Origin of the sequence: Paracoccus rhizosphaerae (genome assembly GCF_026162645.1) — a bacterium.
GTDB classification, from domain to species: domain Bacteria; phylum Pseudomonadota; class Alphaproteobacteria; order Rhodobacterales; family Rhodobacteraceae; genus Paracoccus; species Paracoccus rhizosphaerae.
Map to the genome: position 1 here is coordinate 42,686 of NZ_JAOTBE010000019.1, position 13,689 is coordinate 56,374.

The following is a 13,689-nucleotide window of genomic DNA, read 5'->3' on the forward strand; positions in this document are numbered from 1 at the left end:
CCTTATTCCTCCACGTTCAGCGGGATGCGCAGGCGGAAGGCGGTTCCGTCACGGCTTTCGGCAAAGAGGTCGGCATTCCAGTTGCCCGGCGCCAGATCGACCTGCGACATCCAGACGCCGTCACCTTCGGGCCGCAGGCGCGGGTGCTGGTCGGACAGCTGGTGCGTCGGGCGGCGCAGCATCAGGTCCAGCAGCCTCGGCTGGACTCCCTGCCCCAGCCGGTCGCGCATCCGCAGCGTCAGCCGCCCGTCCGACAGATCGACATCGACGCTCCACCCCAGGGCCTGCTGTGCCGCCCTGTCGGCCTGGAAGTGCTGTGAGGCGACGTAGGAACTGCGCACCTCGATCCCCGGGAAGCTGCCGATGGCGCTGACGGCCATGACGACATTCACGGCGATGATCGTGCCGAAGGCCGTCAGAGTGATCAGCAGGACGTGAAAGCCCTTCAGTTCGCGGATCATTTGGCATCCTTTCCATGAAAGACCGATTCGACATCGGCGGCGGCGGCGCCTGCCGGATCGCGGGCGGTCAGCGTAAGGGGCGTCGTCTCGGACGTCGCCAGGGGGCTTTCCGGCGGCGCGGACAGATAGACGCGTCGGGTCATCGTCTGGTCCGCGGGCACGATCAGGCGCTGCGCCTCTTCGCCCTCGATCGCCAGAACCAGCGGTCCGGTGGCGTCGACGCCCAGTTCGTAGATGACATCGTCATGCTGCTTGTTGCGCAGCCGCAGCTCATAGGCGTTGCGGATCGTGCCGTCGGAGAGGGTCACGAACAGCGGGTTCCGGACCGGCGTGACGTTCATGTCGACCTGGGACCGCATCAGCAGCGCCAGGACGATCAGCACGCCGATCCCCGACCACATGACCGTATAGAGGATCGTGCGCGGCCGCAGCACGTGGCGCCAGACGGGGCGCGGCTTTGCCCCCGCCCGTTCGGCAGTCTCGTCCGACAGGGCCAGATAGCCGATCAGGCCCTTCGGGCGGCCGGTCCGCTCCATCATCTGGTCGCAGGCGTCGATGCACAGCGCGCAGGTGATGCATTCCATCTGCTGCCCGTCCCGGATGTCGATGCCCATCGGGCAGACGTTCACGCAGGTCATGCAGTCAATGCAGTCGCCCGCGCCCGCCCCCTTGCCGCGCGGCTCGCCCCGCCAATCCCGATAGGCGACGGTCAGCGTGTCCTCGTCCATCATGGCGGCCTGGATGCGCGGCCATGGGCAGGCATAGATGCAGATCTGTTCGCGTGCGAAGCCGCCGAAAAAGAAGGTGGTGGCGGTCAGGGTCGCAATGGTCAGCCACGCGACCGGATGGGCGTCCAGCGCCAGAAGGTCCCGCGCCAACGTCGGCGCATCGGTGAAATAGAATACCCAGGCCCCGCCGGTCATCAGCGCAATCAGCAGCCAGACCGTCCATTTCGTCACCCGCAGCCGCGCTTTCTGCAGCGACCAGGGCGCGCGGTGCAGGCGGATGCGGTTGTTGCGGTCGCCCTCGATCCAGCGCTCGACCAGGATGAACAGGTCGGTCCAGACCGTCTGAGGACAGGCATAGCCGCACCAGACCCGCCCCAGTGCCGAGGTGAACAGGAACAGCCCCAGCCCCGCCATGACCAGAAGCCCCGCGACGATATAGAATTCGTGCGGCCAGATCTCGATTCCGAAGAAAAAGAAGCGCCGGTTGGCCAGATCGACCAGAACCGCCTGATCGGGCATCGACGGCCCGCGGTCCCACCTGATCCACGGCGTGACGTAATAGACCGCCAGCGCCAGCGCCATGACGATCCACTTGAGGTTGCGGAAGCGGCCGCTGATCCGCTTGGGAAAGATCGGCTCTCGGGCGGCATAGAGGCTGGACGTATCCAGCGGCGGGGTCGGCATGGCAGGCTCCTGTGGCGCCCCGCCCGTCTAGGCCCGCGGCCCCCGCCCGTCCTTGACCTGAGTCAAACCACCCTCAGACCAGCACCATCAGCGACACAATCGCGATCAGCGCCCCCGCCGCCAGTCGCATCACCCCGGGCAGCCAGCGCGCCGCCGACCTTAAAGGCTTGTCCGGCGGCAGCAGCGCAAGACTGCCGCGCCGCGCCCAGACCGCCAGCCCGGCCACCGCCACCGTCACGAAGGCGGTGCCAAGATCCATGGCAAAGGCGCCTTGGACGCCCATTCCGAAGATCTCCATCCGCCAAGTCAGGATCAGCAGGAACAGCTCCCACGTGCAGGGCCGGGCCGCGATGCCGGCCACGACCAGCAGGCCGTCGCGCAGCGATCGCGATTGCGCACCTGCGCAGGCGTGGGACCATGCACATGGCCGCAGCCGCAGGTGTCGTGATGATGGTGCGTCTGCACTTTAAGCATCCGCAATCCGCGCAGGGCCAGCCACAGGCCGACACCCGCGACCAGCCGGGTGCTCAGATGCAGCGTCGCCCGCACGCCCAGTTCGGTCAGTGCCTCTCGGCCCAGGTTCAGGACGGCGATGCCGGTCCAGACCAGCGCGACAGCGGTGGTCGCCTGCGCCAGGAACGCAGCGACAGACAGTGCGGCCAGCCGCAGCATCGCCCCGCCGCAGGTGATGCGGACCTCATCGGCGCCGGCTGCGCCGATGTCGATCGCCAGCCTTTTTGGCGACCGAGGTAATTGGCAACGGCGCGTGGACAGGCTTCGGCGGCAGCGACGGGATCGCCCAATCGCGCCTTCATGTCGCAGCCGTCCGCGCCCCGAATCTGCGGCAGATCCGGCAGGCTGAACTGCACGTAGTATTCGGGATTATAGACCTGGATCAGCAGCGGCTGCGACTCCGGCAGCGGCTGCGACTCCGGCAGCGGCTGGACCACGGGCCGGACGTGGCCGGATACCAGCCGTCAGTTCCGGTACTCAGCACTGAAATCACGCGGCGGTCCCAACGCGACAGGGGCGCCGCCCGACTGTAGATACAGGCTGCCATCGAAGCCGGGCTCCCAGGCAGCATCGAAACCTTTGCGGGCGGGCCCCCCTCCTCGGGGTCAGGATGCCATTGCCGCCGGGGTCGATGTCCAAGTCCTCGTTGATCAGCAGCGAATAGAAATCGTCATACTGCCACTCGACCGTCACCTGCGACAAGTCGGCAGCGTCATAGTCTAGGCTCAGCGCGGCATCGACGAAAACATGCGGATTCGCGCAAGCCGCCATCGGAAACAGCGATAGCAGAAGGGGCCAGTCGCCGCAGGGGCATGGGCCCGGTCCGTGACGGTGCGCCTTGACGGCGGATCGGGCTGCGGACAGTTGGTCCCATTCGGCCCGACTTAACAATCGCAGGGCCGCGACCAGATGCAGCGTTGGGGGACGGACGATGGGAATGGGCAGGCCGGCACGGGCGGTGCTGGGACTGGTACTGGTCGCGGCACTGGCGGGATGCGCCGTCATCGACGCCCGTGCCACGGCGCGAGAGGCCGCGTTCGAGGCAGAGTTCCCACCCACCGGCCAGCTGCTGGAGGTGAACGGCACCACCGTCCATGCCCATGTGGAGGGCAGCGGCCCCGACCTGATCCTGCTGCACGGGGCCAGCGGCAACGTGCGCGACTTCACCTTCGACCTCATCGACCGGCTGAAGGATCGCTATCGCGTCATCGCCTTCGACCGCCCCGGCCTCGGCTGGACAGACCCCATCGCGGACAACGACAACCCCATCGCCCAGGCCGAACTGCTGCGCGCCGCCGCAAAGCAGCTGGACGCCAGCGATCCTATCGTGCTGGGCCACAGCTATGGCGGTGCGGTGGCGCTGGCCTGGGCGCTGCGGGCGCCATCGGACACCGCCGCTCTGGTCGTCGTCTCGGGCGCGACCGAGCCATGGCCGGGCGAGCTGACCGGCTGGTACGCCTTCGTCGGCAGTCCCGTCGGCAGCCGCGTCGCCCCGCCCCTGCTGACCGCGCTGACCCCCGTGGCGGTGGGCGAGCGGATCATGGCGGGGATCTTCGCCCCGCAGCCGGTCCCGCCGGGCTATGCCGACCACATCGGCGTGGGCCTGGCCGCCCGCCGCGAAACCTATCGCGCCAACGCCCGCCAGATCACGCAACTGCGCCCCTATCTGCGGGCGATGGCGCCCGAATATTCGCGCCTGACCCTGCCGGTCGAGATCCTGCACGGGGCCGAGGACCGCATCGTGCCCGCCAATATCCATGCCCGGCCCCTGGCTCGCGATCTGCCGAACGCGCGGCTGACCATCCTGCCGGGCGTCGGCCACATGGCCCACCACGCCGACCCGCAGGCCGTCGTTGCGGCCATCGACCGGGCGGCGGCGCGGGCGGGCCTGCGCTGACGGGGGTTCGTGCCGACGGGGGTTGCGGTGGCACCCCAGCCGTCCCAATCTGGGCGAACCGCACACAGGGGCCCTCTCATGCTGACCATCCACGGCGTCACCCGTTCCCGCGCCTCGCGCGTCATCTGGCTCTGTCACGAGCTTGACCTGCCCTTCCGGCAGGAGCCTGTCATCCAGGCCTATCGCATCGCCGATGCCGATGCCCCGGATGCACCCATGAACACCCGCAGCCCCGGCTTTCTGGCCATGTCGCCCGCAGGCGCGATCCCGGTGATCGAGGACGACGCTCTTGTCCTGTCAGAGTCGCTGGCGATCACGCTGCACCTGGCGCGCAAACACGGCACCGACATCGGCCCCCAGGACTATGCCGAGGACGCGCTGATGGGGCAGTGGTCCTTCTATGCCGCCACCGCGATCGAGCCCGACGCCCTGACCATCCTGATGCTGCACAATCGCGGCACCCTGCAGGAGGCCGACGACGCGGGCCTCGTGGCGGAGGCCGCCGAGCGTCTGGTCCGCCCGCTGAAGGTCGTGGACGACCACCTGGCCGAACATGGCCACCTGGTCGGCGGGCGCTTCACCGTGGCCGACCTGAACATGGCCGAGGTCATTCGCTATGCCCAGGGCCACGGTGCCCTGCTGGAGCCGTTCGTGGCGCTGCGGACATGGCTGAAGGCTTGCCAGGACCGCCCGGCGTTCCACAAGATGTGGCAGGCCCGCCTGTCCGAGCCCGAATGACACGCAATCGGTGGGGGCGGTGCAGCGTGGGGCCACAACCCCTTGCCGCCCGCCCCCCGGGCATGAGATAACCCCCCGGACCACGACAGACAGAGCAGACCCCATGGCCGACGACCTCCTCTCCGGCGACATGCAAGCCGACGCCTACTCCGCATCCTCGATCGAGGTGCTGGAGGGGCTGGAACCGGTGCGCAAGCGCCCCGGCATGTATATCGGTGGCACGGACGAACGGGCGCTGCACCACTTGGTGGCGGAAATCCTCGACAACTCGATGGACGAGGCGGTGGCGGGCCATGCCAGCCGGATCGAGGTCGAGCTGCAGGCCGATTACAGCGTCGTGGTGCGCGACAACGGCCGGGGCATCCCCATCGACCCGCACCCCAAGTTTCCGGGCAAGTCCGCGCTAGAGGTGATCCTGTGCACGCTGCACGCGGGGGGCAAGTTCTCGGGCGATGCCTACCAGACATCGGGCGGTCTGCATGGCGTCGGCGCGTCGGTCGTGAACGCCCTGTCCGACAGCATGGTCGTCCAGGTCGCCCGCAACCGAGAGCTGTTCGAGCAGCGGTTTTCGCGCGGCATCCCGCAGGGGCCGGTGGCGAAGGTCGGGGCGGCCCCCAACCGGCGCGGCACCACCGTGACCTTCCACGCCGATGAGGAGATCTTCGGCCATCACCGCTTTAAGCCTGCTCGGCTGATCAAGATGGTCAAGTCCAAGGCCTACCTGTTCTCGGGCGTTGAGATCCGCTGGAAATCCGAGATCGACGACGGCGAAACTCCGCGGGAGGCCACGTTCCACTTTCCCGGCGGTCTGGCCGACTACCTGGCCGAGACGCTGTCCGGCGCCACGACCTATTCCGAGCGTCCCTTCGCGGGCAACGTGGATTTCCAGGCCAAGTTTGGCGTGCCGGGAAAGGTCGATTGGGCCATTAACTGGACGCCCGTCCGCGACGGCTTCATCCAGTCCTATTGCAACACCGTTCCCACCCCCGAGGGCGGTACGCACGAGCTGGGCTTCTGGACCGCTATCCTGAAGGGCGTGCGCGCCTACGGCGAACGGGTGTCGAACAAGAAGGCCGCGCAGATCACGCGTGAGGACCTGACCGCCGGCGGCTGCGCACTGGTCAGCTGCTTCATTCGGGAGCCCGAGTTCGTGGGCCAGACCAAGGACCGCCTGGCCACCACCGAGGCTGCGCGCCTTGTCGAAAACGCGGTTCGCGATCATTTCGACAACTGGCTGGCGGCCGATATGAAATCGGCGGGCGCGATCCTGGACTTCCTGGTCCTACGCGCCGAAGAGCGCCTGCGCCGCAAGCAGGAAAAGGAAACCGCGCGCAAGACGGCCACGAAGAAGCTGCGCCTGCCGGGCAAGCTGGTCGATTGCAGCGCCACCAACCGCGACGGGACCGAGCTGTTCATCGTCGAGGGCGACAGCGCCGGCGGCAGCGCCAAGATGGCGCGCGACCGCACCAACCAGGCACTGCTGCCCTTGCGCGGCAAGATCCTGAACGTCCTGGGCGCGGCCTCCTCGAAGATGGGCGCCAACCAGGAGATCAACGATCTTTGCCAGGCGCTTGGCGTCGGCATGGGGTCCAAGTTCAACGTCGACGACCTGCGTTACGACAAGATCATCATCATGACGGACGCGGACGTGGACGGTGCGCATATCGCATCGCTGCTGATGACGTTCTTCTTCACGCAGATGCGGCCGATGATCGACAAGGGGCACCTGTATCTGGCCTGCCCGCCGCTCTACCGTTTGACGCAGGGGGCGCACCGCGTGTACGTCGCCGACGATGCCGAAAAGGAACGGATGCTGGCCAAGGGCCTCGGGGGTCGCGGCAAGATCGACGTCCAGCGCTTCAAGGGCCTGGGTGAGATGGACGCCAAGGACTTGAAAGACACAACGATGAACCCCAAGACGCGCAAACTGATCCGCGTCAGTATCGACGATGAGGAAGGCGGCGAGACCGGTGACCTTGTCGAGCGCCTGATGGGCAAGAAGCCCGAGTTGCGATTCGAATACATTCAGGAGAACGCGCGGTTCGTCGAGGAACTGGACGTCTAACCCTGCGGTCGTCGCAGCCAGGCGGGGTAGATGTCGTCCAAGTCAGGCAGCTTCTCGCCGTAGGGTGTTGCGACAAATCGCGCCTCGAATTCGTCCAGCTTCTGCTGGTGCGCCAGATTGCCGAATGATAGGGCGCGCAGAAAGTTCAGCTCTGCATGATCGTCAGGCGGCCACAAGATCAGGTGTGTCTCGAATTCCTGTGCATTGATGTCGACAAGCAGGTCACCCATGCCACCCATGACTGCCTTGATCTCTGACATACTGACCCAACCGACGCTGGCTCCCTTCTTCAGGGTATCTGCGTCCGCGTGGGCCAGATGTTTGTCACGACGGTCGCGGAGTGGCTGGGCGAGAACACGCAGTTCAAGGAGACAAGCTTTGTAGGATTTTCGTCGATCAGCATCTGGTAATGTCTCGATCAGAAGATCGAACGTCAGGTTCCTGAGAGGCCTTCTGCTCGGCTGCGCCGGGTCCAGAAGGCGACATATCCCCAAGACGATCATGTCGAAAAGGGTATCCTGAATGACCTTCGAGACCATGCCGGACGCCGTGTTCATCACTTCAACTCGACGTTCTTCACCGTACAGGCCGGTATAAATCCGCTCCTGGGTCTTGAGCGTCGCAAGTTGCATCCAGCAGAATTCCGCTATGGCCTTCGAGGCATGGTACCTTGCAGTTCCTCCAGGTGCTCCCACGGGCGATCCATGGACGCACTACACCCATTTCGCCAGCGGCGGCAGGCTCATCAGGACGGCGTCGGCGTTGTGGCCGGTCTCAAGACCAAACTTCGTGCCGCGGTCGTAGACGAGGTTGTATTCCGCATAGAGGCCTCGATGCACCAACTGCGCGTCGCGGTCGGCGTCGGTGAACGGTTCTGCCATCCGCGCCTCGGCCAGCGGCAGGAAGGCGGGCAGGAAAGCCTCGCCCACGGCGCGGGTGAATGCGAAATCCGCCTCCCAGTCGCCGGTGTTCAGGTCGTCATAGAAGATCCCCCCGACGCCCCGCGCGCGGCCACGATGCGGGATGAAGAAGTATTCGTCAGCCCAAGCCTTGAAGCGGTCATAATAGTCGGCCCCGTGCGGCAGGCAGGCGTCGCGCAGCGTGTCATGGAAATGGGCGGTGTCCTCGGCATATTCGAGGCACGGGTTCAGGTCCGACCCACCGCCGAACCACCACGCGCCCGGCGTCCAGAACATCCGCGTGTTCATGTGCACGGCCGGGGCATGCGGGTTCTGCATATGCGCGACCAGGCTGACGCCGCTGGCCCAGAAACGCGGATCGCTGTCCATGCCCGGAACGCCGCGTGCGGCCATCGCGGCCTGCGCGCGGGAGGCCAGAGTGCCGTGGACCTCGGACCAGTTCACGCCGACCTTCTCGAAGACGCGACCGCCGCGCATGACGGACATCAGCCCGCCGCCCCCATTGTCGGCGCGTTCCGTCGGCGTGACCGTGAACCTGCCGGCGGGGCTGTCGCCGGGGCCGCGGTCCTCCAGTGCCTCGAAGGCGGCGACGATGCGGTCGCGCAGCTCGTGGAACCAGGCGGCGGCGCGACGGCGTTGTTCGTCCATGAGGCTCCTCATTCGTGATTTGCAAAGCCGGCCACGTCGCGGCTAGCATACGACATCGATGTAAAGAGACCCGCCATGCGCCGCAACACCGCCCTTGCCATGATCGCCCTGCCCCTGCTGGCCGCCTGCGGCACCCCGCAGGAACGCTGCATCAGCCGGAACACCAGCGAATACCGCACCGTCAGCAGCCTTCTGGCCGAGGTCGAGGGCAATCTGGCGCGCGGCTATGCTTGGGAAGAGCGCCAAGTCGTCCGCACCCGCTTCGACCAGTGCCGCCGGGTCCTGCGGGACAAGGACGGCAATGCGCATGTCACCAGCTATGGCTGCTGGCGCGACTATGTGGACACCGAGCGGTACCGCGTGCCCATCGACCCCGCGGCCGAGGCGCGCAAGCGCGACGGTCTGGCCGAACGCCAGGCAGCCCTGGCCAGCAGCGCCCGCGCCGCCGTGTCGGCTTGCCGCGCCGCCTATCCTGAAACCACCTAGAGGATTTGCGCCGTCACGGAATCGGCCAGGCTGCGGCCCCCATCGACGGTCATGATCTGCCCAGTGACAAAACGCGCCCCGTCGCTGACAAGGTAATGCACCGTCTCGGCCAGCTCATCAGCGGGGGCAATGCGGCCCAGGGGCGTGCCGGCGATGATCTGCGCGCGCTTGTCGGGGTCTTCCTTTAATGCGCATTGCAGTTCGTGCGACATCACGCTGCTGAAGCTGACGCCGTTCACCCGGATACGGTGCGGCGCCAGCGCCAGCGCCAGCCCGCGCGTCGCCTGTTCCTGCGCCGCGCAGGCGATGGAATAGCCCAGCATCGACGGGATCGGCCGCCGTGCCGCCAGCGTCGAGATGTTGACGATGGCCCCGGTCTGAGAGGCGGGGCCCTCGCCTTCAGCCTGCTTGATCATCCGCTTGGCCACCATCTGCGACAGGCGCAGGCTGGCCATCAGGTTCTGGCGCAGCATCTCCTCGAGCGTGTCCATGTCGGTGTCCAGCGGGTCGCTGTCCTTGACGAAGCGGTGGGCGTTCACAAGGATGTCGACGCGGTCGAAGGCATCCAGGGTTGCCGACAGCAGGTTCGCCATCGCCAGCTTCTCCGACATGTTGCCGGCGAAGCGGCGCACCTGCGACTGGTCGTCCTCGTAGTCCGAGACGACCGAGTTCAGCGCCGCTTCATCGCTGTCGGCGAACATGACCTGCGCGCCACGTTCCGTCAGGTGCCGGGCGATCGCAAGGCCCACGCCTCGCGCGGCCCCGGTCACGATGGCGGACTTGCCCTGTATCGACATGCTCATCTGCGGTTCTTCCGTGCGTCGCCCTTGCCGGCGGCAGTTGCCTCGATCACTTTGAAGCGACTGTCGCCGCCGATCTCGTGAACCTGTCCGAAATGGTCGGCCAGGACGGCCTCGTACGGAAGGTGCCGGTTCGAGACCATCCACAGCCGCCCCGCGCCCGTCAGCAGCCGCGCCGCCGTGGCGATGAAGGCCGCCCCCAGACGCGGATCGGCTTGACGTCCTTCGTGGAACGGCGGGTTCATGATAACGCCGTTGACAGGCTCGGCCAGCCGGAAGTCGCGGGCATCCGCCCAGTGAAACCGCGCGCGGGGGTCGATCACGTTCCGCCGCGCCGATTCGAGCGCGGCGTGATCCGCCTCGACCAGATGAAGTTCCGTCACGCCGCTGTGTGACAGGATCTGCGCCGAAAGCCAGCCCCAGCCCGCGCCCAAGTCGACGATCCGAGTCGGCAGCTTGGGCGGCAGGTTTTCGGCCAGCATCCGCGATCCCGGATCGACTCCATCGGCGGAAAAGACGCCCGGCAGGGTCGTGAAGCCCGGAGCGACCTCGCGGGCCGAGGCGACCCAGTCCGGCGGCAGCCAGTCATGATTGGGGGCGCTGACGCGGAAGATCTTGCCATGCGCCTTGCTGATTACGTCGCTGACGGGCGCGAGCCGGCGCAACTCCTTCAGCAGCGCATCGACACCATCGGTCTTCTGGCCGTCGATCCAGAGGTTGCCCGCGGCGGTAAGGTGCCCGAAGGCCTGCGCGATGCGGGCGCGGGCGGCCGCCTTGGCGCGCGGCAGTCGGACGATCGCGTGGTCGAACTGCCCTTCCACCGAGGTGGAGACGCGAAATCCGCGGGCGGACAGCCCCTCATAGTCGGGAAAGTGCCCCTGGACGACATGCAGATGGCTGGGATCCAGGGGCGACAGGTCGTCGGCGGCCAAGGCCCCGATGAACAGCACCTCGCCTCCGGGATGACCGTCCGGAAAGGCCAGGTCCAATCGTGATTGGGTCACGTGATTACTCTTTTTCCATGGTGCATTGCAGGGGATGCTGCTGGCGGCGTGCCAGCTCCATCACCTGGGCGACCTTCGTTTCGGCCACCTCGTGCGAGAAGACGCCGACCACCGCCACGCCCCGCCGATGGACAGTCAGCATGATTTCGATGGCCTGGGCGTGGGTCATGTGGAACAGGCGTTCCAGCACGTGGACGACGAACTCCATCGGCGTGAAATCGTCGTTCAGCATCAGCACCTTGTACATCGGCGGCCGCTGCGACTTGGCGCGCGGCTTGACGGCCAGATCGGATTGGTCGTCGGGCTTGTCGGTATCGGTCATCCAGTGCGTCATCGGGTTGGCGTCGTTCCTGAAGTCTGCAGCGTGGACCCGCCGGACAACGTCCGCACAGGTGTTTACAGGAAATATAACGCAAACCATCGCGGATGAAAGCCCCGGCCCCGCCTTTCCGCCGTTCCCAGGCTGACAATACAAATTTAAGTTGAATGCCCGGTTTCACGGATGTTTCACCCGTGCTATCATCATTTTGTTAACGACGGGCATGCGACAAACGACATGTCCGCTTGAGGCAGAGAGACAGCGACAGTGACCCGAATCCTTCCCGCATTCCGGCTTCTCGGCCGCGTACTGATTGCCGTGACGTTGCTTGCGGTGCCCGCCGCCGCAGCGCCCTTCGCGGCCTATGTGATGGACGCCCGCAGCGGCCAGCCGATCTATCGCCAGAACTCGGACACCCGGCTGCACCCGGCGTCCCTGACCAAGATGATGACCCTCTACATGACCTTCTCGGCCATCGAGAGGGGGCAGGTCCGGCTGGACTCCAAGTTCACGATCTCCAGCAACGCCGCGAACGAGCCGCCGTCCAAGCTGGGCCTGCGCGCCGGGCAGAAGATCGAGCTGCGCTATCTGATCCGCGCGGCCGCCATCAAATCCGCCAACGACGCCGCCACCGCGCTTGGCGAAGGGCTGGCCGGGTCCGAGGAAGCCTTTGCCCAGCAGATGACGCAGATGGCGCGGGCGCTTGGCATGAATAACACGCAGTTTCGCAACGCCCATGGCCTGACGACCGACGGCCACTACTCGACCGCCCATGACATGAGCGTGCTGGGCCGGCATCTGTTCTATGACTTTCCGCAATACTACAACCTCTTCTCGCGCCGGTCGGCAGATGCGGGCATCGCCCAGGTATCCGCGACGAACCGCCGGTTCCTGGACGATTATCCCGGCGCCGACGGCATCAAGACCGGCTATACCCGGGCCGCCGGCTTCAACCTGACGGCTTCGGCGCAACGCGGCAACAAGCGCCTGATTGCAACCGTCTTCGGCGGCACGTCGACGGCGCAGCGCAACCAGGTCATGGCCGAACTGCTGGACAGCAGCTTCACCCGCGTTCCCGACCGCGTCCGTGAGGTGAAGCCGCAGCGCCCGCGCATGCTGGTGCAGCAGACGACGCGCCGTGCGCAGGTCGCCCCGACGCCGGCGGCAACCCAGCCAGAGCCTCAGCGGCTGGTTCTGCAGGCGTCCCCGCCCCCGTCCTCGCGTCCTGCGGCAGCTTCTTCGCTGGTCGCCTCCGCGCCCAAGGTCGACCTGACCGAGGCGCTGCGAATTGCAACGGCCAGCGCCCAGGCAAACCTGCCGGGCGTGTCACTGGCAAGCAGTGCCCGCCCCCGCGCCCGTCCCGGGACAGAAGGCGCCGCCATCGAGGCGGCGATCGCCACGGCAGTCGCCGTCGACGCGCCTGCCAGCGCCAGCCTGGCCGCGCCGGTCCTAGCAAGATCGAACCGTCCCACGCCTGCGCCCGGTCGCGGTGCCAGCACGGCAGCGGTCGAAGCCGCCGTCGTCGCTGCGGCCGAGGCGCCGGCTGCGGTCGAACCTGCTGCAGATGGCCTGACGCTCGACAGCTCAAGCGCGCCCCGGCCTCGTTCCGAGACGGTGATCCTGGCCGCAATGGGCGAAGGCGACATTTCGAATCCCGAGGCTTTGCAGATCGTGCGACGGCACGGCGACGGCAACCGCCATTGGGCGATCTCGCTCGGCCACTACGGCTCGAAATCCGAGGCCGAGCGCCTGCTGCTGGCCTATGCCCTGCAGGACGGCAGCCTCTTCGGATCGGCCAGCCGTCACGTCGCCGACACGAAGCGCGGCTTCGAGCCGCGTTTCGTGAACCTCTCGGAAGGCGACGCCGAACTGGCCTGCGAGCGCCTGCGCAGCCAATCCCAAAGTTGCAGTGTCGTCACGAACTGACCCCCCATCCGCGCGTCTTGAAGGCTTTCCACATCTGGAGGGCCATTTTTATGGCTGTGCAACGGCAGGCTGTGATGCAGGTAGGCTTTCCACAAAGGTACCGGACATAGAATAATTTCGATTGACCGACGAGCCCTTCCGCAAGTGCCACTCCCTGCGATCGTTTCGGTGGTTTGAACGCCGCCGCCAAGCTGCTCCCGCAGCATCAACGCGCATGTCGCTAGACAACTTTGGCTTCACCTGCCTCGGAAGTCCTAGTTCCGCAGATCGCCCGTGAAGGCCGCAAGCGATAACGCAAATCACGATCATGGTCTTGGTCCGATGCCGGGAGAAGCCGACTGTCGTAGGACATCGACCCTTTTGCTTCTAATTGTCCTTGCCCGGATGATCCCATTGACCCTCGCCGGACCTCGTTCTTCATAGCAAGATCGGTCCTGCGCGAGGTTCGGAACGGGAGGCAAGGATGCTGATCTCTCTTCACAAGCAGGCGACGACGCCGC

General features: G+C 66.3%; 15 protein-coding genes. 5 read left to right on the forward strand and 10 right to left on the reverse strand.

Translation table 11 applies throughout. From position 1 onward, the window contains the following. Window positions 1-2: 2 nt before the first annotated feature. The 5 genes from OC184_RS09100 to OC184_RS20455 form a co-directional block, all read right to left on the reverse strand. Window positions 3-461: a FixH family protein gene (locus OC184_RS09100; protein ID WP_265506891.1), complete on the reverse strand. Its 459-nt coding sequence runs from the start codon at window positions 459-461 to the stop codon at window positions 3-5. Continuing rightward, entirely contained in the window at window positions 458-1,873 is a 1,416-nt protein-coding gene (ccoG, locus tag OC184_RS09105; protein WP_265506892.1) for a cytochrome c oxidase accessory protein CcoG, read from the reverse strand. The genes OC184_RS09100 and ccoG overlap by 4 nt, the downstream gene beginning before the upstream one ends. 73 nt (window positions 1,874-1,946) lie before the next feature. Beyond that, window positions 1,947-2,171 carry a hypothetical protein gene (locus OC184_RS09110; protein WP_265506893.1) on the reverse strand — a complete coding sequence of 75 codons (225 nt, stop codon included), beginning with the start codon at window positions 2,169-2,171 and terminating at the stop codon, window positions 1,947-1,949. 14 nt (window positions 2,172-2,185) lie between these two features. Beyond that, a complete protein-coding gene (locus OC184_RS09115; protein WP_265506894.1) occupies window positions 2,186-2,545 on the reverse strand; it encodes a hypothetical protein in 360 nt (119 codons plus the stop codon). Window positions 2,546-2,875: 330 nt separating this feature from the next. Continuing rightward, entirely contained in the window at window positions 2,876-3,391 is a 516-nt protein-coding gene (locus OC184_RS20455; protein WP_378927240.1) for a DUF1007 family protein, read from the reverse strand. Here OC184_RS20455 and OC184_RS09120 point away from each other — a divergent pair. The 3 genes from OC184_RS09120 (at window position 3,324) to parE (ending at window position 7,086) form a co-directional block, all read left to right on the forward strand. Continuing rightward, the gene (locus OC184_RS09120; protein WP_265506895.1) at window positions 3,324-4,283 is read left to right on the forward strand and encodes an alpha/beta fold hydrolase; all 960 of its coding nucleotides are present in this window, start codon (window positions 3,324-3,326) and stop codon (window positions 4,281-4,283) included. The two genes, OC184_RS20455 and OC184_RS09120, sit on opposite strands and share 68 nt — an antisense overlap. 78 nt (window positions 4,284-4,361) lie before the next feature. After that, complete coding sequence (locus OC184_RS09125) at window positions 4,362-5,021, forward strand: glutathione S-transferase family protein (RefSeq protein WP_265506896.1); 660 nt, start codon at window positions 4,362-4,364, stop codon at window positions 5,019-5,021. A gap of 103 nt (window positions 5,022-5,124) precedes the next feature. Continuing rightward, window positions 5,125-7,086: a DNA topoisomerase IV subunit B gene (parE, locus tag OC184_RS09130; RefSeq protein WP_265506897.1), complete on the forward strand. Its 1,962-nt coding sequence runs from the start codon at window positions 5,125-5,127 to the stop codon at window positions 7,084-7,086. On the opposite strand, the gene OC184_RS09135 is transcribed toward parE, so the two are convergent. Both OC184_RS09135 and hemF read right to left on the reverse strand, forming a co-directional pair. Beyond that, complete coding sequence (locus tag OC184_RS09135; protein WP_265506898.1) at window positions 7,083-7,718, reverse strand: AbiU2 domain-containing protein; 636 nt, start codon at window positions 7,716-7,718, stop codon at window positions 7,083-7,085. The genes parE and OC184_RS09135 overlap by 4 nt on opposite strands. Window positions 7,719-7,799: 81 nt before the next feature. Beyond that, a complete protein-coding gene (gene hemF, locus OC184_RS09140; RefSeq protein WP_265506899.1) occupies window positions 7,800-8,666 on the reverse strand; it encodes an oxygen-dependent coproporphyrinogen oxidase in 867 nt (288 codons plus the stop codon). A gap of 63 nt (window positions 8,667-8,729) precedes the next feature. Here hemF and OC184_RS09145 point away from each other — a divergent pair, with 63 nt between their 5' ends. Beyond that, the gene (locus OC184_RS09145; RefSeq protein ID WP_265506900.1) at window positions 8,730-9,140 is read left to right on the forward strand and encodes a hypothetical protein; all 411 of its coding nucleotides are present in this window, start codon (window positions 8,730-8,732) and stop codon (window positions 9,138-9,140) included. Here the strand turns inward: OC184_RS09145 and OC184_RS09150 are convergent. From OC184_RS09150 to clpS, 3 genes are read right to left on the reverse strand one after another with little or no spacing between them, the layout of a single operon-like run. Next, window positions 9,137-9,943 carry an SDR family NAD(P)-dependent oxidoreductase gene (locus OC184_RS09150; RefSeq protein ID WP_265506901.1) on the reverse strand — a complete coding sequence of 269 codons (807 nt, stop codon included), beginning with the start codon at window positions 9,941-9,943 and terminating at the stop codon, window positions 9,137-9,139. The two genes, OC184_RS09145 and OC184_RS09150, sit on opposite strands and share 4 nt — an antisense overlap. Beyond that, complete coding sequence (locus OC184_RS09155; RefSeq protein ID WP_265506902.1) at window positions 9,940-10,944, reverse strand: class I SAM-dependent methyltransferase; 1,005 nt, start codon at window positions 10,942-10,944, stop codon at window positions 9,940-9,942. Before OC184_RS09155 ends, OC184_RS09150 begins: the two co-directional genes overlap by 4 nt. 4 nt (window positions 10,945-10,948) lie before the next feature. Next, window positions 10,949-11,266 (reverse strand): ATP-dependent Clp protease adapter ClpS, encoded by a 318-nt coding sequence (gene clpS, locus OC184_RS09160; RefSeq protein WP_265506903.1) that lies wholly within the window; start codon window positions 11,264-11,266, stop codon window positions 10,949-10,951. Between the two features lie 264 nt (window positions 11,267-11,530). Here clpS and OC184_RS09165 point away from each other — a divergent pair, with 264 nt between their 5' ends. Beyond that, window positions 11,531-13,189 (forward strand): D-alanyl-D-alanine carboxypeptidase family protein, encoded by a 1,659-nt coding sequence (locus OC184_RS09165; protein ID WP_322630194.1) that lies wholly within the window; start codon window positions 11,531-11,533, stop codon window positions 13,187-13,189. Window positions 13,190-13,689 lie beyond the last annotated feature (500 nt).

Excerpts from the sequence above, each read along its gene's own strand:
- OC184_RS09100 (WP_265506891.1), bottom strand. The coding sequence starts at position 461 with ATGATCCGCGAACTGAAGGGCTTTCACGTCCTGCTGATCACTCTGACG.
- ccoG (WP_265506892.1), bottom strand. The coding sequence starts at position 1,873 with ATGCCGACCCCGCCGCTGGATACGTCCAGCCTCTATGCCGCCCGAGAG.
- OC184_RS09110 (WP_265506893.1), bottom strand. The coding sequence starts at position 2,171 with ATGGAGATCTTCGGAATGGGCGTCCAAGGCGCCTTTGCCATGGATCTT.
- OC184_RS09115 (WP_265506894.1), bottom strand. The coding sequence starts at position 2,545 with ATGCTGCGGCTGGCCGCACTGTCTGTCGCTGCGTTCCTGGCGCAGGCG.
- OC184_RS09120 (WP_265506895.1), top strand. The coding sequence starts at position 3,324 with ATGGGCAGGCCGGCACGGGCGGTGCTGGGACTGGTACTGGTCGCGGCA.
- OC184_RS20455 (WP_378927240.1), bottom strand. The coding sequence starts at position 3,391 with ATGACGGCGCATCCCGCCAGTGCCGCGACCAGTACCAGTCCCAGCACC.
- OC184_RS09125 (WP_265506896.1), top strand. The coding sequence starts at position 4,362 with ATGCTGACCATCCACGGCGTCACCCGTTCCCGCGCCTCGCGCGTCATC.
- parE (WP_265506897.1), top strand. The coding sequence starts at position 5,125 with ATGGCCGACGACCTCCTCTCCGGCGACATGCAAGCCGACGCCTACTCC.
- OC184_RS09135 (WP_265506898.1), bottom strand. The coding sequence starts at position 7,718 with ATGCAACTTGCGACGCTCAAGACCCAGGAGCGGATTTATACCGGCCTG.
- hemF (WP_265506899.1), bottom strand. The coding sequence starts at position 8,666 with ATGAGGAGCCTCATGGACGAACAACGCCGTCGCGCCGCCGCCTGGTTC.
- OC184_RS09145 (WP_265506900.1), top strand. The coding sequence starts at position 8,730 with ATGCGCCGCAACACCGCCCTTGCCATGATCGCCCTGCCCCTGCTGGCC.
- OC184_RS09150 (WP_265506901.1), bottom strand. The coding sequence starts at position 9,943 with ATGAGCATGTCGATACAGGGCAAGTCCGCCATCGTGACCGGGGCCGCG.
- clpS (WP_265506903.1), bottom strand. The coding sequence starts at position 11,266 with ATGACCGATACCGACAAGCCCGACGACCAATCCGATCTGGCCGTCAAG.